This window comes from Coprobacillus cateniformis, assembly GCF_009767585.1.
Lineage (GTDB): Bacteria > Bacillota_I > Bacilli_A > Erysipelotrichales > Coprobacillaceae > Coprobacillus > Coprobacillus cateniformis.
The window spans coordinates 1400653-1426458 of record NZ_WSNW01000001.1 but is presented as its reverse complement, the minus strand read 5'-3'; the positions used below and the strand labels follow the sequence as shown (position 1 = coordinate 1426458).

The following is a 25806-nucleotide window of genomic DNA, read 5'->3' as shown; positions in this document are numbered from 1 at the left end:
CATATTGATTATGGGGGCTTAACTTATATAATGTTGAGCAATGGTAATGAATAGATAGTTATCTTTTTTCTCTATATAAATACCAATATTTACTTTTTTATAGTTTTTATTTGTCATGACTGCATAATGTGTTGGACTTTTAAGAAGTCCTTGATGAAGATTATTAACAATTTGAATAATTTCATTATCAGTATAGTCTGATTTATAATTAACTTGTGTTTGGGCTAGATTCTCACCATGTGGTGTAGATTGAATGTTAATTATATTTTTTAAGGTTGTATTCCACTTTGTTCCATTTGGTCGTGTATGAGACCATTGAATTGATGCTTCTTGAGCGCGAAGAGTAGTGCTTTTTAATAGTGGTTTATATAAAGAGACAGGTGTTACTCGTGTTGTGTTGATAAGTTGGAGAAATTGTGAACGAATAAGAGTTTCATTTATAGAATGAGTTTTTTTAAGAGTTTGTTGTTTGTTGTCACTTTCTTTATTCTTTTGGGGTTGATCAGATACTTTTTCTTGTGAATTTGAAGGAGTTGAATCTATCTTTTTTTGTTTTTGAATTATCTTTTGACGTGTATCATGTGATTGAATAGTTTTTTTCTGTGTGTTGTGATTAAGTTCTTTTTGAGATATTTTTTTTGAAATAGTTTCTTGTTGTAAAATAATATTTTTTTGCACAATTGCTTCTATATGAATGTTTGTAATTTCAAGATAACAAACTATAAAACTTAAAGTGATGATTGTTATATATGTCTTCATAAAGACTCCTTTCATAAATGAAAGAAAAAAAGGTTTGCTATAAGCATTATAACATAGTTTGCTTAAAGTGAAAATATAAAATTGATATTATTATAAAATAATGTATAATTTATATAATGATAGAAGAATAGACTGGGTTTTGTCAATATGATGATTTCATAAAAAGAGTCAAATAACATTTATGTAACTATTTAGAAAAGATAGAAATAAATACTTTTTAATACAAAACAAATCATTGAATAGAGTTTAAAAAAATATCGTAGCTATGGCAAGATAATGAGATTGTTTTATTTCTATATAAAATATTGCATTAAAAGAGCGGATAATGGTAAAATGTATCAGCAAAGGATGGTATTATGGATAGAACAAAGGAAATTGAGCAAAGTATTATTAAGAAGTACAGAAAGCAAATTTGGCGTAAGTTTGTAAAAGGTGTTCAAACTTATGATATGATTCAACCAAATGATAAGATTGCTGTATGTATTTCAGGTGGTAAGGATTCAATGTTGATGGCAAAACTTCTTCAGGAATTAAAACGTCATGGTAAATTTGATTTTGAATTGGTTTTTTTATCTATGGATCCTGGATATAATGAAAAAAATAGAAAGAAAATTGAAGAGAATGCAGAAATTCTAGATATACCTGTACAATTTTTTGAATCTGATATCTTTCAAGTTGTTACAAATATTGAGAAATCACCTTGTTATTTATGTGCTAGAATGCGTCGTGGTTTTTTATATGCTAAAGCAAAAGAATTAGGATGTAATAAAATTGCTTTAGGACATCATATAGATGATGTCGTTGAGACAATATTAATGGGAATGTTTTATGGATCACAAATCCAAACGATGATGCCTAAGCTACATAGTACCAATTTTGAAGGTATGGAACTTATACGTCCAATGTATCTTATTGAAGAAAAAGATATTATTCATTGGTGTCATTATAATGATTTAGCATTTATTCAATGTGCATGTCGTTTTACAGAAGAGATGGAAGAGCTAGGAGATGTTCACCATACATCTAAAAGAGAAGAAATGAAAAATTTAATTAAGTATCTAGAAACAATGAACCCCAACGTTAAAAAGAATGTTTTTAAAAGTATGGAAAATGTTAAGCTTGGTACGGTTATTGCTTATAGTGATGATGAGGGAGAACATCATTTTTTAGAGAAATACAATAAAGAGGTGCGATAATATGTTTTCAAGATTTGAATTACTTGTTGGAGAAGAGAAGATAACCAAGCTCCAGAACGCTCATGTTTTGGTTTTTGGAGTTGGAGGAGTTGGTGGTTATGCTGTAGAGGCATTGATAAGAAGTGGGCTTGGTCATATAACAATTGTTGATAATGATGAAGTTTCTCTAACAAATCTTAATCGCCAAATTATTGCTACAAGAGACAGCATTGGGCATAAAAAAGTGAAAATCATGAAAGAACGAATAAAATCAATTCATCCTGAGTGTGAGGTTCAAACATTAGAGATGTTCTATCTGCCTGAAAATGCTGATACAATTGATTTAACTCAATATGATTATGTTGTTGATGCAATAGATACAATTACTGCTAAAATAGAATTGGCAGTACGCTGTGAAAAGCAAAATGTAAAATTAATCAGTTCTATGGGAACGGGTAATAAAATGAACCCGTCTATGTTAGAGGTTTCTGATATATATAAAACATCAGTATGTCCCTTAGCAAAAGTTATGCGTAGAGAATTGAAGGCTCGTCATATTAAACATCTAAAAGTTGTTTATTCTAAAGAATTACCTATACAGCCAAAAACATCTGATGAAAAAACAAACAAAAGAACAGTTCCAGGTAGTACTGCTTTCGTTCCTTCAAGCGCTGGACTGCTAATAGCGAGTGAAGTCATAAAAGATTTACTTTTTTAAATAAGTCGAAGGCATTAACTTAATAACCTTATTAAGTTGATGCTTTTTTGTCTGTTTTTTTTCCATAATATATAACTTTTTCTAATAAATCATTATTTTTGTTTCAATAGAAACCATAGTATCAAATCATTTCTAAATTATCTTCAAAACAATGTAAGATAAGATCATTTAGGAAAATACTAACTTTTTAGTAGAACTCTATATATTCATCATCAGCATATTTAATGATACGATTTTTAACTCTGGCGAGTGAGATATATATTGAACACATATCTCAATATTATGATTATCTTGATTTTCTCTTTTTTAGCATAAACATATTATTATAAGTTTAACATTTTGTGTAAAATTAAAAGAGGCAGAGATTTAGAAGAATAGTTGTTTATATCTATCATATAAGTATCTTATCCTTATTTTATAGTAAGAAAAGATGAAAGACATTTCTTATGATTAATCACTCTATGGACAAAATTTATTTTGGACCCTATTTATATGTATTCTTTTTAATATTTTGTGCTATGATTAATTTATTAAGAGTGATAGGGAGGCTTTATTATGCAAACTCATTTAGAAAGAATAAAAAAGGATTTAGAAGTATTAGCCACTTATACTTCAACACCAGGATTTGGTGTTACACGTTCATCGTATTCTAAAGAAGATAAGCAAGCAAGGGAATATTTAATAAGAGAGATGGAAAAACTTAATCTTAAAATCTATGAAGATGGAATTTCTACTTTGTTTGGTCGTAAAGAAGGGACAATGGCAGAGGCACCAGTAATTATGATTGGCTCTCATTATGATTCGGTAGTTAATGGTGGAGCATTCGATGGACCAGTTGGGTGCATAGCGGCTTTAGAAGTATTGCGAGTTTTAGAAGAAAATCATTTTATCAATGATTATCCCATTGAGCTTATTTTGATGAATGCCGAAGAAGGGGCAACGTTTGGTCAAGGGTCAGGAGTTACAAATTCAAGGGGGATGTTAGGAACATTGACAATGGAAGAGTTAACAATGAAAAAGAACCGTTTTGGACAAACAAAACTGGAAGCTATGAAAGAATATGGATTAGTTCCAAATTTAGAATCTGCAAAAAGAAAACCAGGTTCTATTAAAAATTTTATTGAAGTTCATGTAGAACAAGGACCTATTTTAGAAAATGAAAATAAAGACATAGGATTAGTAGGGTTTGTACCAGGGATTGGTAGATATAAGCTTTGTTTATTTAAAGATGAGAATAATGATACAAAAACGGCCATCGATTATTTCAATGCACTTTTTGATGAGATGTTAAAAAGTCTAAAAAATAAGATAACAGGAATCATTATTCCCTTGAGTATAGATAATGATAATTGCATAGAATATAAAGTTGAGATTAGAACATTAAATAAAGAAATAATTGAACAAATTGACTTTAAAAATAAAATCAATGATATGGTTAATATAGTTATTCAAAAGACAGGACTACATATAGAATTAGAAGAGATGGCGAGAATAAATTATCCAAATCCGACTCCTCCAAGCATTATGAATAAAGAGAATGTAGAAAAGATGGAGAGGATATGTAATAAACTAGGATATAGTTATATGATTCTTAATGATGGTAGTGGACATGACGCAATGATGATGACAGAGTTTACAGATACCAATATGTTATATGTTCCAAGTGTTGGTGGTTTAACACATTGTCCCGAAGAATGGACAGATTATGAAGATATTAAAAAAGGAGCAGATGTTCTTCTGCATTTAGTCATGGATATTGCTGTAAATAAAAGGTGAACTGACTTATATATTTAAAGTAATTAACAATTATTTATACTTCCATTAACTTACATTGATTGTCTAATAAATATAAACATCTTATAATATTCATTAAGAGAACGTTTCACAACGAATACATAGTTGTGTCTCTTCATCTTTCATGGTATTTTAATGCTGTCTTCACTAATGAACTTGAGGATTATATCAAACTGATAATAGATTTTTACATTCTTATATAATTATGTCTATATAATATTATAGTATCATTTTAAACAGCGACAGCGCAGTTTGGTGATGCAGTCTTTACCTGAGAACGAAACATAAACAATCCACTACTTTGAGCACATAATATATTCAAAGTGGGATAAGGGCATATGTATTAAATTGTATATCATGAATCAAAGCCTACCGATTATTTTCGGTAAGGCTTTTTTGCCAATGAACTTTTTTAGAGATTTCAATAGAATACGCAACAATTCTCACTTCCCTAGAGGAGTACATAATGGAAGTGTAAACCACCTTCCTTTAAACAAGCGAAACAAGCTCAGTTTGACAGCCTTACAATCTATCCAACCAGTAATATTTTAAAGTTTAAAGAATGGTTAAATTTTAATAAGGATACTTTATGCTTTTTTGGGAAACTCAATATTTAAGTATTTTTTGAGAAATTATGAAAGTATGTAAGTTTTTTCACATTTCAAAATAATTTTCATAGATTATAATGAGGTGTTAGAAATGAAGGAACAACTTCAATCTTATATATATGTAGAAAAGTTATTATGTGATCTTTACAAAAAAGTTGCTACATTAACTTGCTTAAGTGATGAAAAAGGAATGTTTTTAGACTTTTCAAAAAGTTGCCATGAAGCGGTTGGGTGTTTAAAATATTTTTATAAAGAACAATTTGGTTCAGAGTTTGATCCAATGATTCCTGAGATTAACATTCAGGGAACATATCGAGAAGTATTGAATCATATCCAGCAACAGGAACTTGAATCATTCCTAAATTATCGTCGACATACGTATTTTCAAGACAATTATTTGTTACAAGAAACAATGCGAGGAATTGCTGATTCTAAGTTAGAGCATATTATTGCGATTATGGCTATTGTTATTAATATGAATGATCCACAAAAAACAATAAATAATAAGCACAATTTAGAATAAGTTTCATAGTATATATAGAGGTGTATGAAATGAATAGGGAACAACTCCAATCTTATATTTATACTGAGAAATTGTTAGCTCAGTTATATCGACAAGCAGCTGCAATGGCAACACTACAAAGTGAAAGGCAGGTTTTACTTGCATTTGCTAGAGATGCTGAGCAGAATGCTAATTATTTAAATCATTTTTATAGAGAAGAATTTGGAACAAATTTTGATCCAATGATACCAGAAGGGAATATTCAAGGAACATACAGAGACTTATTAAATGAAATTCAAAAACAAGAATTAGCTTCTTATTTAGAACTTAGAAAACTGACATACAATCAGGGGAATATTGAATTAAGAGAAACAATTAGAGCGATTACTGATGTTAAATTAGGACATATACTGACATTATTAGCTATTGTAACAAACATGAATACTCCAGGGGAAGAAAGATCACAAAAGTTCTTTAAGTAAACGTGCATAAATGTACGTTTGCTTTTTTCTTTAGGTTCAAATTGCAAAAATTGAACACATAGACTTTAGTCAGTTGAGCATATGAAATATGCGAAACAAAAAACCACCTGCTATGCGGGTGGAGCAATTAAAAAGTTTAACAATAGTATCACCTTTCCGATATAATGAAGTTGTTCAAGCTATCATTAAAAGAAAGGAAAGGTGATTTGACTATGGCTAAAAAAGCAAATTCTTTAGCACACACAAAATGGATGTGTAAATACCATATTGTGTTCACACCTAAGTATAGACGAAAAGCGATATATAATCAATACCGAGAAGACTTAGGCGAAATATTGCGGACACTATGCAGGTATAGAGGAGTGGAAATCATAGAGGGGCATCTAATGATTGATCATGTGCATATGCTTGTGATGATACCACCAAAGGAAAGCGTATCGTCATTTATGGGATATCTGAAAGGGAAATCAGCATTGATGATGTTTGATAGACATGCCAATCTGAAATATCTGTACGGAAATAGACATTTCTGGGCAGAAGGGTATTATGTAAGCACAGTAGGATTAAACGATGAAACAGTCGCAAAATATATAAGGGAGCAGGAAGCTCATGATATAGCGATGGATAAATTAAGTGTGAAGGAATACAGGGATCCATTTGAAGAAAAGAGAATTACAAAGGAGAAGAAAAAAGAGAAAAAGAAAGGGAAGTAGAAAAAATCCCTTTGAGGGATAGCGAGAGTCAAAAGCGATAGCTTGAGCGAAGTGAAAGCAGCGCCTTGAGACGCGAGCAAGTAGCAAAGGCTTATAGCCGCAGAGAAAACCACGCCTTTTAGACGTGGTTTTTATTTTTGTTTATCAAATGGAAAGAACGTGCTATACTTAATTTGTAAAATAAGGAGGGGAACCTAATGTATGATGTATATGTAAATAACAACAATAAAAAGAAACTTATAATTATTGGGGGAGCAGTTATTGGTGTTATACTGATTGGTTTTTTTGTATTCTTTTTATTAAGTGGTGATGGTAAAGAAAAGAACTTGAAAGATTTTTATGCAAAAATTAATAATCAAAAATATGATGAAATGTATGCAATGATAAGTGATGATGCAAAATCCACATATACAAAGGAAGCTTTTATAAAACGTAATAAAAATATTTATGATGGAATGGAAGTGACTGATATAAATATTGATGTTGTTTCTACTGATGGTGATAAAATAACTTATACTGTCAATATGAAAACGGTTGCTGGATCAACAGAGTTTGAAAATACAACACAATTCAAAGATGATAAAATTATATGGAATGATTCCTTTATATATCCTGATTTAGGAAGCACTGATAAAGTGCGTATCGTTGAAGACAAGGCTCAAAGAGGAAGAATTTTAGATCGAAATGGCACTGTTTTGGCTGGAAAAGGTGAAGCGTATTCAGTTGGACTGGTTCGTGGTAAATTGAATGGTGAAAATGATTATGATAAGATAGCCAAACTGTTAGATCTAACAAAAGAAGGTATACAAAAAACAATGAGTGCATCTTGGATTAAAGATGATTCTTTTGTTCCATTAAAGACAATTTCTAAAGATGATAAGAATTTAGAGAATGATTTATTAGCTATTGCTGGAGTGAAGTTAACTACAACAAATATACGCTCATATCCATATGGAAAAGTAACATCACATTTAGTGGGTTATATGCAGAAGGTAACAGCAGAGGACTTAGATAAGCATAAAGGAGAAGGATATACTGAAAATTCTTATATTGGACGTAGCGGAATTGAAGCCGCTTACGAAAAAGATTTGAAAGGGAAAGATGGTATTGAAATTTATATACAAGATGATAGTGGTGAACGTAAGGCATCAATTGCACGACAGTTAAGAGAAGATGGGAAAGATATGACTTTGACTGTTGATATAACATTGCAAAAAAGTTTATATAATCAATTCCAAAATGATAAGAGTGCATCAGTTGCAATGAATCCAAAAACTGGTGAAGTTTTGGCTTTGGTAAGTACACCAACATTTTCTAGCAATGATTTTATTTTGGGGATGAGCACAAGTCAATGGAATGCATTAAATGATGATAAAAATAAGCCGTTATTAAATCGTTTTAGATCAACATGGGTTCCTGGTTCATGTATGAAACCAATAACTGCTGCAATAGGTTTAGAGACAAAGTCATTGGATCCTGCAAAGGATTTCTCATCAGCTATGAAATGGCAAAAAGATTCAAGCTGGGGAAGTTATTATGTCACAACATTACATGCTCCAACGCCTAATAATCTTAAAAATGGACTGGTTTATTCAGATAATGTTTATTTTGCAAAGGCAGCATTAGAGATTGGTGCGGATAATTTGGTAAAAGGATACAAATCTTTAAAGATTGGTGAAGAAATTCCTTTTGAGTTATCATTGAATAAATCACAATATAGTAGTGGTGATTTCAAGGATGAAATACAAATTGCAGATAGTGGGTATGGACAAGGACAAATCTTGTTGAATCCTGTACAAATGGCATCAGTCTATGGAGCATTTGTGAATGAAGGAAAAATGATGGCACCACATGTTGTAAAAACAACGGAATCTTCAGTATGGGCTCAACCATTTTCAAAAGATGTTGCTAACGAAATCAAAGAAGATTTAATTCAAGTTATTAGTGATAAAAATGGAACTGGACATTCTTTCTATAACAAAAATGTTGTTTTAGCTGGGAAAACGGGAACAGGCGAAATTAAAGATTCACAAGATGATACTGAAGGTACAGAAGTTGGCTGGTTTACTGTTATGACTACTGATTCATCTCAGCCGATTGTTATTTCGACAATGGTTGAAGATGTTAAAGGACGTGGTGGTAGCAATTATGTAACAAATCGTATGAAAGCTCCGTTAAATGAATATTTAAATAAATAAAGATCACAATGTGAAGTGATCTTTTTAATATCGTCTTATTTATCATTGTTAAAATGAACTTTTCTAAAGAGTGTATGATAAGTTATATCTTCTGTCTCAAAGAAATTACTGATGTATGAAAAAATGTTATCAGGAATATTTTGTTTACATGAAAAAATATCAATTGCTACATATTTATATTCTGGCCATGTATGAATAGCGATATGGGAGTCTGCTATGATGGCCATGATAGTGTCTCCTTGGGGTGTGAATGAGTGACTATGAATACTGAGGACAGTTGTATTCATAAGTTTGGATATTTGATGTAATAAAATAGTAAGATCTTTCTTATTTAACTGGCATTGTGAAACATCGATGCATACTTCTTTGCCTACTCTTTTACAAATTTCTAACTCTTTTGTATAAACAGAATCTATCTCCTCCACATTTTTCACATCCTTCCTTTTTTAATTCTTCAATTGTATTAAATTTAGATTTCTCATTAATTTTATATATTTTCTTGCATTTTTTGCATTGATATGAGCGGGTTGTAGGGTTTCTTTTGCCAGTATAAATCATTGCCTTATTATCAATTAAAGGAACTGTAGTTTTGTCTGTCGTTATGAGATGGTAAAAATCACTCTGACTACCTAGAATGCTACCTCCTTCATATTGATTAAAACCAATTATCATATCTAGAAGAAGGATATGATTTTCTACCCATAATTTTTGAATTGTGTACAGAAATTGGTAATCCATTTTAAAAAATGATACATAACATGATAGATTTTCCTCGTGTTTTAAACATAAAATAGCTCTGGATAAAAAGAGGGTTATTCCATTAATCGTATATGGTGGATCCATAATAACAATATCCATAGTTCTTTGGAATCTATTTTCCAAAGTGTCTCTAAAGTCACATACATCTACATGAATTTGTTTTTGAATATATGGTGGACTTTGTTTAATATAGTTTAAAATACGAATATCTTTATCTAACACATGAATATTTTTTTCAGAATGATTTGTAAATATATATGCATTAAATGTGGCAATAATAATACTCATACAATCGTCATCACCTAGACAGAGAATGTTTCGATGAAGCAATTTTTCTTTTTTTAACATATATTGTACTCTTTTGATAGCGGATTCTAGTGTGCATTTTGCTTGGTCAATTGTGACATCAGCACTTGGACGGTTGTTAAAGTAATCTAGAAGCCAAGAAAATTTTGTCATGATTTCTAATGCCGATGTGTTAGATAAATAATGATAGTGTTTTAAATTAAGAGCTTTTATATGAAAACTTAAATCGATGATTTCGATTCCAGATTTAGTTAAAGAAAATCCGCTCCCCTTTTCTAAAATATTTAGTGATTGTAACTCCTTTTTTATAGCAACAATAATAGGGATTGGGATAGATAATGTTTGGGCTAATTGCTTTGAAGAATTATATGAAAATAATCGTATTTCTAAAAGATAGTCTTCGATTTTTCTTTTGCCCTCACGTAAAAGTACTTTGTTGTATATAGTGTCTACAAGATTCATGAACTTAAACCTCCTTGTTTTTAAGTAAAACATGAATATGGTAGTATTACGACCTCAAACTTATTTAAGAAACAAAAAAGCGCCTTATGCGCTTCTTTGTTGACGTATTATTCTTTGTATTGTTTTATGAGATAAATAATAAAGAGTTGCTAATTGAATAGTTGAATATCCTTGTACATATTTTTCAAAGATTTCTTTATTTCTTTGCATTGTATACTCTTTAGTTTTTGTATTTGTACCCCATTCTTTAATATTCTCTTTCTTTTTTGGAATATAAAGATAATCACCATCTACATATTCTTGTATAACTTGTAATATCTCAATGGGTAATATGTCAGTTGCTTTTCTATAGCTCATGTTGTTTCCTCCTAAATAAACATTTATCTAGTCGTAAACAAAAGCTATCATGAGACTCTGTAAATAGCTTTTGCTTACAGAGTTAACCCCAGTTTCGATAATTTATTCATAGAATACTCCTTTCTATTACGCTTTTCAATTATAAAAGGGTAGTTGATTGTTGTCAAGGATAACGATTTTCAATAAAAATATAAATAAAAAAAACGATCAATATGATCGCTCGTTATCAAATGGTGACCTGTACGGGATTCGAACCCGTGAATGCATGCGTGAAAGGCATGTGAGTTAACCGTTTCTCCAACAGGCCACATGGCGCTTGAAGTAGGACTCGAACCTACGACCGATCGGTTAACAGCCGATTGCTCTACCAACTGAGCTATTCAAGCAAATCAATGGAGCGGGTGATGGGAATCGAACCCACGTAGTCAGCTTGGAAGGCTGAAGTTCTACCATTGAACTACACCCGCATGAATGGTGCCCAGGGCCGGAGTCGAACCGGCACGGATTTTAAGGTCCGCAGGATTTTAAGTCCTGTGCGTCTACCAATTTCGCCACCTGGGCATGCACTATTCATTTTTAAGATGGTGACCCGCAGGCGACTCGAACGCCTGACCCTCTGATTAAAAGTCAGATGCTCTACCGACTGAGCTAGCGGGTCCTGTAATGGTGGGGAGGGGCGGATTCGAACCACCGAACCGAAAGGAACTGAGTTACAGTCAGCCGCGTTTAGCCACTTCGCTACCTCCCCATTACTGGTGCCGGCTAAAGGACTTGAACCCTCAACCTACTGATTACAAGTCAGTTGCTCTACCAATTGAGCTAAGCCGGCAAATATTTTGTTATGTTTTATAGAATGGTGGAGGTTAACGGGCTCGAACCGCTGACCCTCTGCTTGTAAGGCAGATGCTCTCCCAACTGAGCTAAACCTCCATATTGGCTGGGATACCTGGATTCGAACCAGGGAGATGACAGAGTCAAAGTCTGTTGCCTTACCGCTTGGCTATATCCCAATAATCATGCTCATATAATATAACAATTTTCTGCGTTTTAGTCAATATCTTTATTCAAATTTTCCTAAAAAATGTTTAAATCATCCCTTTTATTGAAAAACCATCCTTATTATACACATTAAAACTAGAATTATTCCTCATATTTCAAAATAAAAAAGACATAAATTATGCCTTTTCTAATAATTTTTCTACACTTATCAACTTAACACAAAGAACAAATAATTCTGTTGCTTGTTTTAATTCTTCTAATTTTGGGAAAGAAGGAGCAATTCTAATGTTAGCATCATGAGGATCTTGACCATATGGATAAGTTGCTCCAGCTGTTGTTAGGAGTGTGCCCGCTTCTTTACATTTTTGTACAATAGCTTTTGCACAGTTTTCCATTGCCATAAAGGAAATGAAGTATCCTCCTAATGGTTTAGTCCATTCAGCAATTCCTAATGGTTCAAGTTCTCTTTCAAAAATATTTAAAACAGCTTCAAATTTAGGCTTTAATAGACTTGCCTGTTTTTGCATATGTGTATCTATACTTTCAATTTTATTAAAATACTCTACATGTCTTAATTGATTTAATTTATCATATCCAATACATTGAATAGACATGTGTTTTAAAATATCCTCTTTATTTTCAAGTGATGTTGCCAATGCTGCAACACCTGAACCTGGTAAAGTGACTTTAGATGTTGAGCAGAATTCAAAAACGAGATTTGGCTGTCCAGCCTCCTGGCAAGCTTTTATAAGATTTTTAACATGTTCTTGTTTATCATTATATAAATGGTGAACTAAATATGCATTATCCCAAAAGATTCTAAAATCTTTTGCTGCAGGATTCAAATTTGCAAATCGTTCTACAACCTCATCAGAATATGTTATGCCAGTTGGATTGGAATACTGAGGAACACACCAAATGCCTTTAATGCTTTCATCAGTTTGAACATATTTTTCAATAAGGTCCATATCTGGACCATTTTCATGCATAGGAATATTAATCATTTCAATGCCAAAATGTTCTGTTATAGCAAAATGGCGATCGTATCCAGGAACAGGGCATAAGAATTTAATTTTATCTAATTGGCACCATGGTTTCTCTCCTAAATAGCCATGGGTATAACCTCGACTAATTTGATCAAACATAATTGTTAAACTAGAATTTCCATAAACAATAACATTTTGAGAAGAAGTGTTTAACATCTTTGCAAAAAATTCTTTAGCTTCATCAATACCATCCAAAATACCATAATTACAATATTCATATTGACTTCCAAAGTCATAATGACTATTAATGACATCCAATATATCAGTAGATAAAAGTAACTGATTGACATCCGGCTTTCCCCTCGCCATATTTAACTTCAAACCTTTTGCTTTAACCTGCTCATATTGCTTACATAAATCATCATGTAAAGAAACTAATTCTTCATGATTCATGTCTTTATACATCTTCATGATATATCCCTCTCTTTTTACATATTAATCGAGGTAATTGTACTCTTTCAGTACATAAAAATCAATCTCTAATAAACATAAGTTAATAAAAATAACATAAATAGGAATAATTACTATTTATAATCTATAAATTGTGGTATAATCCTTATAAGGAGGTATGAAATATGGATTCAAAAGCATTTTTTAAACTCAGTTATGGATTATATATTGTGACTTCAAAAAACGATAATCAGGAAAGTGGCTGTGTCATTAATACAATGACACAAGTGACAGCAGAACCATCACAAGTCTGTATAACATTAAACAAGGAAAATTATACAACTCAAATCATTGAAAAAAGTGGTGTATTTAATGTCAGTGTCTTATTAGAAAAAGTTCCTATGGAAATAATTAGAACATTTGGATTCCAATGTGGTAAAGATGTCAATAAGTTTGAAAACATTGCGTATGAAACTGATGTTAATGATGTTAAATACTTAACAGAGAACACAGCAGCAATGTTTGCTTGTCGTGTTAAAAAAACTGTTGATGTAGGAACACATCTAATGTTTATCAGTGAAGTTGAAGATGCTCAGACATTGAGTGATGAAACTGTTTTAACATATGCAGCTTATCATGATAAGAAAAATGGTACAACACCTAAGAGTGCACCATCATATGTTGAAGAAACAACGAAGCAAGGTTGGCGTTGTGATGTTTGTGGATTTATTTATGAGGGCGAAACTTTACCAGAAGATTATATTTGCCCAATATGTAAGGTTGATGCAAGTCATTTTCATAAAATTTAAAAAGAGAGCTGTCAAGCATACTCTCTAATCCTGAATTTGCAATTTTCTTAAGACAACAACAAATGTTGTCTTTTCTTTATGACTTGTTGCAAAGATTTGACCATTATGTATTTGCACAATATTCTTAGCTATAGCTAATCCTAATCCTGTTCCTCCTGTTGAAGATGAACGTGATGCATCAGAACGATAGAATTTATCAAAAATATATGGTAAATCTTCTTGAGCAATAGGATGACCATAATTCATAATTTTAATTGTGACGTTCTGGTCATCAGTTAAAACCTCAATTTTAATATCATTACCATCTTGTCCATATTTAACAGCATTTGATAATAAATTATCAAAAACTCTTGCTATTAATTGGCCATCTCCTTGAATGAAAAGATTGGGTTGAGCTATATTAATCACTGGAGTTAAATCATGCTCTTGAAATGTTGGATAGAATTCATCAACAATTTGAAGAATTAATTCAGATATATTAAGAGTTGTCATATGAACTCTTACATCAGCTTTATCTAAACTTGTAAATTCAAATAAATCATCCATCATTCCTTGTAACTTCTTTGCTTTTTCATAAGCAACCGTAGAATACTTTTGAATATCTTCTTTAGAAAGATGTTCATTATTTTTAATTAATTCTAAATATCCAACAATAGTTGTTAATGGAGTTCTTAAATCATGAGCAACATTTGTAATTAAATCATTTTTTTGTTTCTCAGCATTTCTCTCAGCATCAAATGCTAAACGCTCATTTTCTTTTAAAATCTCACTTTCTTTTTCTTTGTCCTTTAATGTTTTTGCCAAAGCATTAATATTGGCAGCTAATAATCCTAATTCATCATCATACTCAATAGGAGCCTCAACATTATAATCTCCTGCAGTGACTTCTTGAATAGTCCCACTAAGTACACTTAAATACTTTAAGGTAATATTCATTAAATCAAAGAAAATAACTAAAAAGAGAAATAATGAAATAATAAATGCAATAAAATATCTTAATTCAATAGACATTCCTAACAAATTAAAATTATCAAAAATAATAATTAATGCACTATAAATTAAGAATGTCATAATATAAGTCACAATTAAATTAATAAAAAGTCGCCATCTAAAACTACTAATAAACAATCTCTTAATCTTTTTCATCATAAATCAAATTTATAACCAATACCCCAAACTGTTTTAATATGACGTGGATTTCTTGGCTGTCTTTCTATTTTTTCGCGTAGTTTTCTAATATGAACCATAATAGTATTATTAGAATTTGTGGACTTTTCATGCCATATCTTTTCATGCCATATCTTTTCAAAAATATCTTCAATTGAAAAAACTGTTCCTGGTTGACTTGCTAATAAGACTAAAATTTCATATTCAATTCTTGTTAATGCGAGTGACTGATTATCTAAAGTAACAGATTTCTTTTGAGTATCAATGATAAGATCACTTGCTTCTATAATATGAGAGGAATCATTAATAGGTTTGTTAAAAACCTGAAATCTACGTAATTGTGATTTTACTCGTGCAACTAATTCCATTGCATTAAAAGGTTTACTGACATAATCATCTGCACCAGTTAAGAGTCCTTCAATTTTATCATTATCTGCTGTTTTTGCAGAAACAATAATAACAGGTATATTATATTTTTCTCTAATCATTTTTAATGCCTGTATTCCATTGATTTCTGGCATCATAACATCTAATATAACAAGATCAATTTGATAAGTCCTAATATCTTCTAATAATGTTAATGCATTATATCTTTTTTCTACATGATAACCTTCTTGACTTAAATAAATTTCAATTAAATCAGTAATCTCTTTTTCATCATCAATAACTAATATATGAGGTGCTTCCATTTTACTTCCTCCTCTTCATTCTTATTATATATAATTTTAAAAAATATCAAAGAAATTTTTTAAAATGTTTAAAGTATGTGTTTTGAAAAGTTTGATTTCATTATCTTAGTTAAAAAGAAAGCTAAAGAATTTCTATTATTTTGTAATACTTTGGTTTTCTGTTATGTTTAAAATAATAATTTTACTTTTTTATCTATTTAACTATTCATAATATAAATTGTATTAAATTATATATGTCTTTTTGACTATCTTTTTATATCTTCTTAAATGTCCGCAAATCCTTATTTTATAGGCTCTACGGGCATTTTGCTTTTGTGGTAAACCTCACATATCTAGGTCTATCTTCTTATATTTTCGCTATCAAGCGTGGTTAAAATCGTGGTAAATACTTCTTATGCGATTAGACGCTGAACCTCTGATTTTGCGGTATCTATGGACGCATGAGCATACCAGTTCATTGTGATACTGATGTTTGAATGTCCCATGATATACTGTAAATCTTTCGGGTTCATGTTCTTGCTTGCCAGTCTTGTGCAGAACGTATGGCGTAGCGTATGTGGTGTGATATGTGGCAAGGGGTTATCCTTGTGGTGTTTGTTATATTTCTTTACCATACGGACAAATAAGGCGTTGTAATCAATCGCAACTTTAGGATTGCCTTTCGGATTGACGAACAGAAAATCTTTGTATCCGTCTATCTCTATCAGTTTCCCTTTTGTGCGTTTCCTTATGACCCGTTGAAATGCCTGTATCGTTTCTCTGCTTAATGGCACTTGCCTTGTTCCACTCTTTGTCTTAGGCGTTTCAATATAATAGCCCTGTTCCTTGTTTTTTAATAACTGGTGGTCGATAACCACAACCTCATTCTTGAAATCAATATCGGCTACTGTCAGTCCGCACAGTTCTGAGATACGAAGTCCTGTCTTTAACAGTATCAGCACATCATCATAATACTTGTGATACACGTTATCCGTCTTGATGAATGACAGTAAGGCTTGTTCCTGTTCCTCTGTCAATGCGACTTTCTCTTTCGTATCATTTTCTAGGACTTCACTCAGCTTGAAATCAAAAGGGTTTTTCCTTACACAATCGTCTTGTATGGCGATATAGAATGACGCTTTTAACGAGCGTTTATGGTTGTTAATGGTGTTATAGGAAAAGCCTTTGTCTTTCATGCGTAACGCCCATTCTTTAGCGTCAGAGGGTTTTATCGTATCAATGCTCCTAGCACCTAACTTGTCCTCTTTCAATAACCGCATGAGTTGTTCCCGTTGTTTCTGTGTGCTTTTCTTCACGTTTGCCCTCTGTGCGTTCTGTTTGGCGTAGAGTTGGCAAAATGTCATTTTCTTGCCTGTGCTGTCGATACCGTCCTCAATATCCCGTCTTATCTGCTGTTCCAGTTCACGAAGTGAGGGTTTTTCCCGTTTTCCCTTTGGTGTCGGGTCTGTGGGTGTCAATCTCCAAGCATACACATATTTTGTGTTTCCAAATGCGTCCACATATTTATATAAGTATTTTCCGTCTGTTCGTTGGCTCTCTCCAGTATGCAGGATACGTCCTTTGCTATCCCGTCTTTTTTCTTTCATGGTGTCTGCTCCTTTCCTTGTTGGAAAGAGCCTTGATATGACTTGTGTTCATCATAACACATACAAGGCTCATTTGCATTAGATTGCGTCTAATTTATCAATAACCTTTTCAAACTGTCGGCGTTTAATCTGTATGCGGTTGCCATTCATAATGAGCCAGCCAGCGTCCTTGTTTTCCTCTGCCAATCGTCTTAGCTTGTTTTCTCCGATACGGAAATACTTAGACGCTTCTTCAATGGTAAGGGTGTATTTTTCCCATACGGGAATATCGTTGTTATTCATCAGATACCCCCTTTCCCATGTTTCGTGTCATACTGGATATAGGGGATAAGGTCGGTGCGGTTTATCCTCTGTAAATGTGCAGTTAGTTTACTGGAAAGGGAAGTGCTGTATCTTGCCTTGTCAAGCATAGTTCCCACTTTTTCAAGTCCACCTAATGCGTCATGTTCTTCTAAGAAGTAAAAACTTTTGACAGCGGAAATCACGCCACCCTCTGTGAGCCATTGCTGTGTTTCTTCAAGGGAATTATATGGTTTTGATACTTGCAGTTTCAAGACTTCCACAGCCCCTAAAAAGCGTTCCCAAAATCGACACGTTTTCCATCGGCTCTTATTACTTTCATTTCTGTTTGCTACGACAAAGCGTAGGTTGTTTGCCAATAGCCCGAAAGCCAATTCCCCAAGTTCCAGCGGTCTGTCCTTAAATGTCATGGCAAAGGCATGAGCCTTATCATCACGCAGTTGCATTTCTGTCCGTTTCCAACTGCCGACTTCATCAAGCGTCTTATTATATCTTGAACAGACTTCCTTATCCTTGTCATAAAAGCGGTAGGACAATCCCGACTTTCCAGCACCGATATAAACCGTCTTTGCAGTGTCGAAATCGTCAAACTTGCTTTCATCAAAGTGGTAGCCCTCACTATTGGAGATAAATTCCTCTTTTTCGCATTTCTTCTTTATCTGCTCTATTGTAAAGAATGGCTTTTCGCTCTTATCATCAATGGCAATATCAAGTCTTGTGAAATGGAAATTATCCAGTCCGTATCTTCGCTCACAGCGTCGGAACATATCCCCAAAGGTATAATTCCTACTGTCAAGAATGCGGAAAATATCATCACAACCTCTGCCAGTCATAACGAGATAACAGCCTAGCCCTTGTGGGTTGTCCTCTGTCTTTCTTGCGTCCCCCGATACATAAATATCTCCAATCTGCCAGCGTGCTTGATACGTCTTGAATTTAACGCTTGCCGGATAGACATTAAAAATATCAGTTGGTAAACCTAAAATGTGCATGATTACATCTTCAGCGGTTACAGTATCAAATACAATGCTGATGTAATCAATCTTAACGGATAAATTTTTGTGTGTAGTTATAGTGCATTGCTCCTTTCGTATGCCCCGTTTTTTGCGGGGTAAAAATCGTGTTTTGTCCTTTATTTATCACAGTTTCTAGGTACTATGACATGTATACGCAGGGCGGTGTTACATATACGCCCTTTACGAACGCCGAAAGGCGTTCCCTTTCTTCCTGTGTCTGCTCCGTTCTTAACGCTCACGAGCCTTGTAAGGCTCGTGGCTAAACGGAACAGCCCCAGTCAGAAACCTTATTTTCGGTCTGATAGTCCATGTTTATTCATGCTATCAAAGTGAAAATACATATTTTTTGTGCTTACTCAAGCGTGTGATTGACCCTAGCGTGCTTAATCACTCTATCTGATACGATAATAACGCCATTAGAATTACTTGTCAAGAAGTTTTTGTTGACTTTTAGATATATATTAAGTATGATATGCTTATAAGTGATGAGAAAAGCAACGAAAGGAGCGATTATACTAAGTCATGGAGGGTTATATAAAGAAAATCAGTTTCTTAGGAGAGAACATACAGACCATAAGAAAACACAGAGGAATGAAACAACAGGAACTTGCGGACAAAATCGGTATCAATATGCAGAGCCTTTCCAAGATTGAACGTGGTGTGAATTATCCTACCTTTGATACGCTGGAAAAGATAATGGACGTGCTGGGTGTAACGCCCAATGAATTATTGTCGGGAGAATGGAAGTATATCGACCACACCGAGCCATATATCATGGATATTATCAAACGGGAACAGGACTTCAATGTTTCTTTAGATTATCTGTCTGAAAATGAATTTTTCGATAATGAAAACGAATACAGATTTTACAAGGTATATAAACTTATACAGTATATCCATAACTATATTACCAATGAGGTTACAGAGTTGGAAGAACTTATGGAAATCAAGCAGTTGATACAGCATCAGAAAATAGAACGCATGATGAAAGTGCATAAGGAAATGCGAGGGTTAGACCGATACAGAGAACAACTGAAAGAATACAAATACCACGACCCTTATGCTGACTGGATATTCCGTCAACTTGCAGATATTGACAACAGAAACAACATACCAGACACTTCGCCACAATTAGACTTTAATGAAGCGGACTATGAAGATTATCTAAAGGCGAAATGGAACAGAGGTCTTTGATTTTCCTCTTGCATGGAAGATACAGCAAACAAAAAGCCCAGTAAAGAGTGCAAAGCACCACCAATGGTGGCAAGGCTCTTGACAGGGCTTTTTCTTGACTGTGGTGGGTAGCCAAGAGGAAGAAAGGGATAAAAGCTAATTTATGATAAATCAGACAAAGGCGACGCAGGTATTGCAGTATGAACTTGTATTACATAAGGATAGTAACTGGAAGATTGTCGGATAATTGGCAAAGTAAGGCGTGTATCTCTTTTATAGGTACACGCTTCTTTAAACTTGACAGGTCTTATTATTTTTGTTATATTTTTATTGCAAGTATGAAAAGTATAACAAAATAGAAATGTTAGATTGGAGATGTGAAAATGTCAATGAAAAAAGGACAACATATATTTGGAACAGTTAAAGTAGGGGAAAAAGGACAAATTGTTATTCCAAAAGAAGCAAGACAGATTTTTGATATTAAATCAGGGGATACCTTATTAGTGTTGGGCGATGAAGAACAAGGGATAGCGATTGTAAAAGCGGACGTTATGAAAGAATTAGCTGTGAAAATATTAAAAGGACTTGGTAAATTAAGTAACGGTATAGAAGATGAAAAATAGCATTATGACTATATTGCCAATAGTTTTCATCTTAGATTTACTTATTCCTTTTATCTTAGCTCCAGCATATAAAGGGTATAATCATTTAATACAAGTTATGAGCGTTCTCGGGAATAGTAAGGCTCCGCTACATATTATATACAATGCGTGGCTGGTAGTCTTTGGAATTACCTTAATAGTGATTGATTTCAACGTATATGCGATTATTTCAGAGAGTTCCAAACTGATTGCAGTAACACTTTTTGTAATATTGTTGATTTATGCAATCGGAGGGTGTATTCTTTCTGGTTTATTCCCTGTTGGGGAAGTAAAAAGTCTTGCTACTCTTTCAGAAAAAATACATGGGTATGGTTCTGTTATTGGTTTTATGTGCTTAGCATTTGCACCACTTTTTCTAGGAATTTATGCATATAAAATAAATAACATTAAATTCTTTTATTTCAACATAGGGTGTTTCATATTAGCAATATTGTGTTTTTCATGTTTTGTTATGGGAGATAAGCCTAATTACAAAAATACAGTTTTAGCCTTTGAAGGCTTATGGCAACGGTTATCATTACTGTTTATGTATTTACCTTTGGGATGTTTAATATTACTGGAAAAATAAATTGTTAGGAGTGAAATCTATGATAGGACTTAAAAACGAGATATAAAAAAGCGTTAAAGTTTGAAATCAAATGAAGTAATCAACGGAATAAACAAAGAAAATATAGGGAGATGCACAGTTATTTGTGCTATCTCCCTTTGTCGTTTTATCATCATATCAAGGCTCATTCAATCGTGGTAAATCTGTGGTAAAATGAGTATTTCCTATACCTCAAAATGTTTAAAAGTGTAGTGTTTATGCGGATAATCTAAAATTAAATATAAAATTTAATATAAATTTTAGCTGAATTTAACGTAGCAACAATACTTATTTAAATGACCATCTTATTAAAAAACGAGAATATTAAATACAGGAAGTTAAAAATCTATCAAATGAGATATTTGGTTTCTTAATTAATTCAAAGAAACGTATATCTTAGCTCATTTTGGATAACATTTGAATAAGTTGTGAAATGGTAATATATTCTTATAGAAATATAGATAAAAAATAATTGCATTAATAATTATTTTTTGCTAGAATGAGAAAGGGCACTCACGGCTTTCCGTTGAAGTGCATTTTTTATTGGAAAAATAAGGAAGGAGACAAGCAAATGGCTAAATTTATATTTGTTACAGGTGGAGTTGTTTCAGGACTTGGAAAAGGCTTAACAGCTGCATCTTTAGGTAGAATATTAAAACAAAGAGGACTAAAAGTATTTATGCAGAAATTAGATCCATATATTAATGTGGATCCAGGAACAATGTCACCTTTTCAACATGGTGAGGTTTTTGTAACAGCTGATGGTGCAGAAACAGATTTAGATTTGGGACATTATGAAAGATTTATAGATGAGGAATTGAATAGAAATTCATCGATTACAACAGGCAGAATTTATAGCAATGTGATTTCTAAGGAACGTAAAGGTGAATATCTTGGGGCAACAGTTCAAGTTGTTCCTCATATCACAAACGAAATTAAAGCAAAGATTTACGCTGCTGCAAAATCTAGTCATGCTGACATTGTGATTACTGAGATTGGTGGTACTGTTGGAGATATCGAAAGTTTACCATTTATTGAAGCTATCAGACAGGTGCGTTTAGATTTAGGCTATGAGAATACTCTTTATATTCATACGACTTTATTGCCATATATTGGGGCAAGTCATGAAGTCAAAACAAAACCTACACAACATAGTGTTAAAGAATTAAGAGGTTATGGAATTCAGCCAGATATGATTGTTTGTCGTAGTGAAAAATATATTGATCAAGATTTAAAAGATAAAATCTCTTTATTTTGCAATGTACCTACAAAAGCAGTTATTTCAAATTATGATGTTGATGTTTTATATGAATTACCAATGATGTTATTGGATCAGCATATGGATGACTTAGTTTTGGAACATTTGAAAATAGATGCACCTCAAGCAAATATGAGTGAATGGAAGGAATTAATAGAGAGAGTTAAAGGTGTTGATAAAGAAGTCACAATTAAAATGGTTGGGAAGTATGTTCAACTCCCAGATGCTTATTTATCAGTCAATGAAGCTTTAAGACACGCGGGTTACTATGAAAATAGTACAATCAATATTGAATGGGTGAATGCCGAAGATGTGCATACAGATAATGTTCAAGATTTGCTAGGGGAAGCTGATGGTATTTTAATACCTGGAGGTTTTGGTGAACGTGGAATAGAAGGTATGATTATTGCTATACAATATGCAAGAGAAAATAATATACCATTCTTAGGAATTTGTTTAGGTATGCAACTAGCTTCTATTGAGTTTGCTAGACATGTATGTCATTTAGAAGATGTTAATTCTATGGAGTTTAACGAATTGTGTCGAACACCTCTTATACATTTAATGAGTGATCAATCATTAGATGATATGGGTGGAACACAAAGACTAGGAAACTATGATTGTGAACTATTAGAAGGAACAAAAGCACAATCTCTATATGGAAAAAATCTCATTCAACAAAGGCATAGACATCGATATGAGTTTAATAATAAATATAAAGATGTATTACAACAACATGGACTGATTATTTCAGGTAGAAATCCTGAAAGAGATCTAGTGGAGATTATTGAATTAAAAGATCATCCTTATTTTGTAGCAGCACAATTTCATCCTGAATTCGCTTCGCGACCTAATCGAAGTGAACCTTTATTTCAAGGGTTTATAACCGCTGCTTGTCAAAATAAGAAATAAATAAAAAAGAAACTATGTAAGCAGAAGATAATCTATCTGCTTACATAGTTTTATTATTGCTGACTATATCTATTATGATATGATTCTTATATAAAAAGAAATTTTTTACGTCTTTAACGAATAGAATAGAACAAGACATGTGATTATCAGATTATTTTCGTTAAATGATTTGTTTCCAATGTTTAAATCTGATATGAGTAAATAAAGAATTTCATAACTTGTTTTTGATTTGCGATATCCATAGTCAATGATTTTTCATGTTCTCTTCTCATACCTTGGTGTTCATAAAATCCATAGTTACAACTTGTATCAGTAAATAGATAGAATTGCTGAATATTTTGTTCCTTCATATAATAAAGCAAAGATTCAAACAAATTCTTGCCAATACCTAAACCACGATAATTTTCATCAATAGCGAAAAACGAAACTTCACCTTGAAAATCTATTTCACAATGATCTAACAATTCTCGATCAATCCCATCCACATCTCTAAAGAGATGAATAGCTTGACGACCTTCATATGATAGTAAAAGTGAAATAATTGAAATCATTTGTTTTATACGATATCGAAATGGACATTTATGTCTAGCAATATTTTTCCCCATAATAATGCCTATAGGGCAATTATCGATAACAGCTACTTTTGTATAAGTTTGATTTGCTAAACAGCTGTATAGAAAAACTTTTGCAAGTTTATTAGCAACTTTATGACTACAGAATTCATCATAATGCCAAGTCTTTCTAATGATGTCTATCATTTCTCTTGTATCTTCTTTTTGAAACTCTCTCAATATCATTTTATTTTTCATTGTTTATAACTCCTTTTCATTGTTTTGTATATCTTGTATACTTATCTTAAAGTATCCAGTAACTGTAGAGTCAAGAGGAAAGAGTATGAATAAGAAGATAATGAAATTAACAACATCACGATTTTCAAAATTACACCATTTGAACAAACGAACATTACATTATTATGATGATATTGGATTGTTTTCTCCACGTTATAAAGGTAAAAATCAATATAGATACTATGATTATGCACAGAGTGTAGATTTAGAATATATATTGATGTTAAAAGAATTAAATATGAGTTTGGATGAAATAAAAACTTATCTTAATCATCCAGATGTTTTGGCTTTTCAAGAAATTGCCAAACAAAAAATAGGGGAAATTGATACAGAAATACAAAGATTAAAAAGGGCTAAACAAATTCTACAAAAGAAGCAACAACAACTTTTATTGTGTAAAAAAATACACAATCATCAAATTGAAATTATAGATTGTGAAGAACAATATATACTTATATCACCGTATAGTTTTGTAGATGATGATATTGAAACAGCTTATGCCCATATCAAGCAAGCATGGGAACCAGAATTATATCGAATGGGTTTTGGAAGTTATATTTCTATAGACAAAATCAAGCAAGGAGATTATGATGAATATGAAGGTTTTTTTATACCAATAACCAATCGTATTAAGAATGCTGATTTAGTGATAAGACCAAAAGGAAAGTATGTTGTTGCATATCTTTTGGGTGAATGGAGTGGACTTTCACAGTTATATCAAGAAATATTAGAGTATGCATCATGCCATCATCTCAATTTAATAGGATATGCTTATGAACTGGGACTAAATGAATTTGCGATTGCCAATATGGACGAATATATAACGCAGATTATGATAAAAGTGGAGGAGACTAAGGACATCACACGTAGGAACTCAAAATATGGCAACAGAAGATGATTATTAAGACACTTTTCATATACAGATGAAGATATTCAATCAATGTATCGAGAACCAGTTTATTGCACTTTAGAAGAATTGAGGAGAGTATTGGATTCATAAAATCCAAATCTGTTATATGGCTCAAAATCTTGTATCAAAGCAAGTTGTTTTAAAATGTAGGTTTCAATATGAGAGAATTTTTTATAAAGATGGTATGTATGTAGAGAAATTGTATTATTCAATTTTAAGGAAGGAGTATAGTCAATTCATATGGAATGTTATATAAAATCAATGTATTTATGTGTCAATGATATGGATAGAGCGATTCATTTTTATGAAGATTTTTTTGAACAAGAGGTATTGATTAGGGATGAAGTTTATAGTATTTTTGATATTCATGGTTTTCGATTTGGGTTGTTTGCATATCAGAAAATGGGTGAGGAACATATTTTCGGAAGTAATTGTTTGCCAAGTTTAGAAGTTGAAAACTTAAATATTTTGCAATCAAAGATTCAACAATTAGAGATTTGTTTTCCATTAACACAAATAGGAGATAACTGGGTTGTTGAATTTATTGATAGTGAAGGCAACCATATTGAACTAACAACACCTATAGTAAAATAAAGGAGAAAAATATTAATAAGACAGGTAA

25 protein-coding genes and 9 tRNA genes are annotated in these 25806 nt (G+C 32.3%); 14 read left to right on the top strand and 20 right to left on the bottom strand.

The features are described 5' to 3' along the window. Positions 1-18: 18 nt before the first annotated feature. Positions 19-759, bottom strand: a complete 741-nt coding sequence (locus GQF29_RS07270; RefSeq protein ID WP_017144044.1) for a CAP domain-containing protein — start codon at positions 757-759, stop codon at positions 19-21. 356 nt (positions 760-1115) lie between these two features. Between GQF29_RS07270 and GQF29_RS07265 the strand changes: the two genes are divergently transcribed. The 7 genes from GQF29_RS07265 to GQF29_RS07235 all read left to right on the top strand — a co-directional run bounded on the left by GQF29_RS07265 (position 1116) and on the right by GQF29_RS07235 (position 8949). Continuing rightward, positions 1116-1955, top strand: coding sequence for a tRNA 2-thiocytidine(32) synthetase TtcA (locus tag GQF29_RS07265; protein WP_008789203.1), 840 nt, complete (start codon positions 1116-1118; stop codon positions 1953-1955). 1 nt (position 1956) lies between these two features. After that, positions 1957-2652: a tRNA threonylcarbamoyladenosine dehydratase gene (locus tag GQF29_RS07260; protein ID WP_008789204.1), complete on the top strand. Its 696-nt coding sequence runs from the start codon at positions 1957-1959 to the stop codon at positions 2650-2652. 555 nt (positions 2653-3207) lie between these two features. Further along, on the top strand, positions 3208-4428 hold the full coding sequence (locus GQF29_RS07255) for a M20/M25/M40 family metallo-hydrolase (RefSeq protein WP_054325674.1): 1221 nt from the start codon (positions 3208-3210) through the stop codon (positions 4426-4428). Positions 4429-5145: 717 nt separating this feature from the next. Beyond that, on the top strand, positions 5146-5577 hold the full coding sequence (locus GQF29_RS07250; RefSeq protein WP_008789206.1) for a hypothetical protein: 432 nt from the start codon (positions 5146-5148) through the stop codon (positions 5575-5577). A 29-nt stretch (positions 5578-5606) separates the two neighbouring features. Then, positions 5607-6038 carry a hypothetical protein gene (locus tag GQF29_RS07245; RefSeq protein WP_054690300.1) on the top strand — a complete coding sequence of 144 codons (432 nt, stop codon included), beginning with the start codon at positions 5607-5609 and terminating at the stop codon, positions 6036-6038. Positions 6039-6250: 212 nt separating this feature from the next. Next, positions 6251-6751 (top strand): IS200/IS605 family transposase, encoded by a 501-nt coding sequence (gene tnpA / locus GQF29_RS07240; RefSeq protein ID WP_054325826.1) that lies wholly within the window; start codon positions 6251-6253, stop codon positions 6749-6751. Positions 6752-6948: 197 nt separating this feature from the next. Next, on the top strand, positions 6949-8949 hold the full coding sequence (locus GQF29_RS07235; RefSeq protein WP_117599145.1) for a penicillin-binding transpeptidase domain-containing protein: 2001 nt from the start codon (positions 6949-6951) through the stop codon (positions 8947-8949). Positions 8950-8984: 35 nt separating this feature from the next. Here the strand turns inward: GQF29_RS07235 and speD are convergent, their stop codons facing one another. The 13 genes from speD to GQF29_RS07170 form a co-directional block, all read right to left on the bottom strand. Then, entirely contained in the window at positions 8985-9374 is a 390-nt protein-coding gene (speD, locus tag GQF29_RS07230) for an adenosylmethionine decarboxylase (protein ID WP_160340772.1), read from the bottom strand. Then, a complete protein-coding gene (locus tag GQF29_RS07225; protein WP_236916400.1) occupies positions 9328-10476 on the bottom strand; it encodes a bis-aminopropyl spermidine synthase family protein in 1149 nt (382 codons plus the stop codon). The genes speD and GQF29_RS07225 overlap by 47 nt, the downstream gene beginning before the upstream one ends. An 84-nt stretch (positions 10477-10560) precedes the next feature. Beyond that, positions 10561-10833 (bottom strand): CD3324 family protein, encoded by a 273-nt coding sequence (locus tag GQF29_RS07220; protein ID WP_008789211.1) that lies wholly within the window; start codon positions 10831-10833, stop codon positions 10561-10563. A 231-nt stretch (positions 10834-11064) separates the two neighbouring features. Further along, positions 11065-11140: transfer RNA gene (locus tag GQF29_RS07215), tRNA-Glu, on the bottom strand. 3 nt (positions 11141-11143) lie between these two features. Beyond that, positions 11144-11219 (bottom strand) — tRNA-Asn (locus GQF29_RS07210). Between the two features lie 7 nt (positions 11220-11226). After that, positions 11227-11300: transfer RNA gene (locus GQF29_RS07205), tRNA-Gly, on the bottom strand. A gap of 5 nt (positions 11301-11305) precedes the next feature. Continuing rightward, positions 11306-11394: transfer RNA gene (locus GQF29_RS07200), tRNA-Leu, on the bottom strand. 21 nt (positions 11395-11415) lie between these two features. After that, positions 11416-11491 (bottom strand) — tRNA-Lys (locus GQF29_RS07195). Between the two features lie 6 nt (positions 11492-11497). After that, positions 11498-11581, bottom strand: a tRNA-Tyr gene (locus tag GQF29_RS07190). A gap of 5 nt (positions 11582-11586) precedes the next feature. Further along, positions 11587-11662: transfer RNA gene (locus GQF29_RS07185), tRNA-Thr, on the bottom strand. 25 nt (positions 11663-11687) lie between these two features. Continuing rightward, positions 11688-11763 (bottom strand) — tRNA-Val (locus GQF29_RS07180). 4 nt (positions 11764-11767) lie between these two features. Next, positions 11768-11843: transfer RNA gene (locus GQF29_RS07175), tRNA-Gln, on the bottom strand. Positions 11844-12008: 165 nt separating this feature from the next. Next, complete coding sequence (locus GQF29_RS07170; protein WP_117599188.1) at positions 12009-13289, bottom strand: aspartate aminotransferase type Ic; 1281 nt, start codon at positions 13287-13289, stop codon at positions 12009-12011. Between the two features lie 164 nt (positions 13290-13453). Here GQF29_RS07170 and GQF29_RS07165 point away from each other — a divergent pair, with 164 nt between their 5' ends. Next, the gene (locus tag GQF29_RS07165; RefSeq protein ID WP_054690444.1) at positions 13454-14077 is read left to right on the top strand and encodes a flavin reductase; all 624 of its coding nucleotides are present in this window, start codon (positions 13454-13456) and stop codon (positions 14075-14077) included. A gap of 24 nt (positions 14078-14101) precedes the next feature. Here GQF29_RS07165 and GQF29_RS07160 read toward each other — a convergent pair whose 3' ends face one another. The 5 genes from GQF29_RS07160 to GQF29_RS07135 all read right to left on the bottom strand — a co-directional run bounded on the left by GQF29_RS07160 (position 14102) and on the right by GQF29_RS07135 (position 18862). Continuing rightward, on the bottom strand, positions 14102-15148 hold the full coding sequence (locus GQF29_RS07160; protein WP_236916399.1) for a sensor histidine kinase: 1047 nt from the start codon (positions 15146-15148) through the stop codon (positions 14102-14104). Positions 15149-15222: 74 nt separating this feature from the next. Then, positions 15223-15933: a response regulator transcription factor gene (locus GQF29_RS07155; RefSeq protein WP_054325795.1), complete on the bottom strand. Its 711-nt coding sequence runs from the start codon at positions 15931-15933 to the stop codon at positions 15223-15225. Between the two features lie 392 nt (positions 15934-16325). Continuing rightward, positions 16326-17519: a site-specific integrase gene (locus tag GQF29_RS07145; RefSeq protein WP_160340770.1), complete on the bottom strand. Its 1194-nt coding sequence runs from the start codon at positions 17517-17519 to the stop codon at positions 16326-16328. A gap of 78 nt (positions 17520-17597) precedes the next feature. Further along, positions 17598-17801, bottom strand: a complete 204-nt coding sequence (locus GQF29_RS07140) for an excisionase (protein ID WP_002610247.1) — start codon at positions 17799-17801, stop codon at positions 17598-17600. Further along, a complete protein-coding gene (locus tag GQF29_RS07135) occupies positions 17801-18862 on the bottom strand; it encodes a replication initiation factor domain-containing protein (RefSeq protein ID WP_269010599.1) in 1062 nt (353 codons plus the stop codon). Before GQF29_RS07135 ends, GQF29_RS07140 begins: the two co-directional genes overlap by 1 nt. Positions 18863-19357: 495 nt before the next feature. On the opposite strand from GQF29_RS07135, the gene GQF29_RS07130 reads away from it, so the two are divergent. From GQF29_RS07130 to GQF29_RS07110, 4 genes are all read left to right on the top strand, one after another. Then, on the top strand, positions 19358-20029 hold the full coding sequence (locus GQF29_RS07130; RefSeq protein ID WP_054689536.1) for a helix-turn-helix domain-containing protein: 672 nt from the start codon (positions 19358-19360) through the stop codon (positions 20027-20029). A gap of 362 nt (positions 20030-20391) precedes the next feature. Then, positions 20392-20631, top strand: a complete 240-nt coding sequence (locus GQF29_RS07120) for an AbrB/MazE/SpoVT family DNA-binding domain-containing protein (RefSeq protein WP_008791134.1) — start codon at positions 20392-20394, stop codon at positions 20629-20631. A 4-nt stretch (positions 20632-20635) separates the two neighbouring features. Next, entirely contained in the window at positions 20636-21238 is a 603-nt protein-coding gene (locus GQF29_RS07115; RefSeq protein WP_008791135.1) for a DUF998 domain-containing protein, read from the top strand. A gap of 589 nt (positions 21239-21827) precedes the next feature. Next, entirely contained in the window at positions 21828-23426 is a 1599-nt protein-coding gene (locus GQF29_RS07110) for a CTP synthase (RefSeq protein WP_008789216.1), read from the top strand. A 182-nt stretch (positions 23427-23608) separates the two neighbouring features. Here the strand turns inward: GQF29_RS07110 and GQF29_RS07105 are convergent, their stop codons facing one another. Continuing rightward, positions 23609-24235 carry a GNAT family N-acetyltransferase gene (locus GQF29_RS07105; protein WP_008789217.1) on the bottom strand — a complete coding sequence of 209 codons (627 nt, stop codon included), beginning with the start codon at positions 24233-24235 and terminating at the stop codon, positions 23609-23611. 85 nt (positions 24236-24320) lie between these two features. Here GQF29_RS07105 and GQF29_RS07100 point away from each other — a divergent pair, with 85 nt between their 5' ends. Together GQF29_RS07100 and GQF29_RS07095 are read left to right on the top strand one after the other, a co-directional pair. Beyond that, positions 24321-25172, top strand: a complete 852-nt coding sequence (locus GQF29_RS07100; RefSeq protein ID WP_117599008.1) for a MerR family transcriptional regulator — start codon at positions 24321-24323, stop codon at positions 25170-25172. Between the two features lie 252 nt (positions 25173-25424). Beyond that, positions 25425-25778 (top strand): VOC family protein, encoded by a 354-nt coding sequence (locus GQF29_RS07095; RefSeq protein ID WP_008789219.1) that lies wholly within the window; start codon positions 25425-25427, stop codon positions 25776-25778. The last annotated feature ends 28 nt before the right edge of the window (positions 25779-25806 follow it).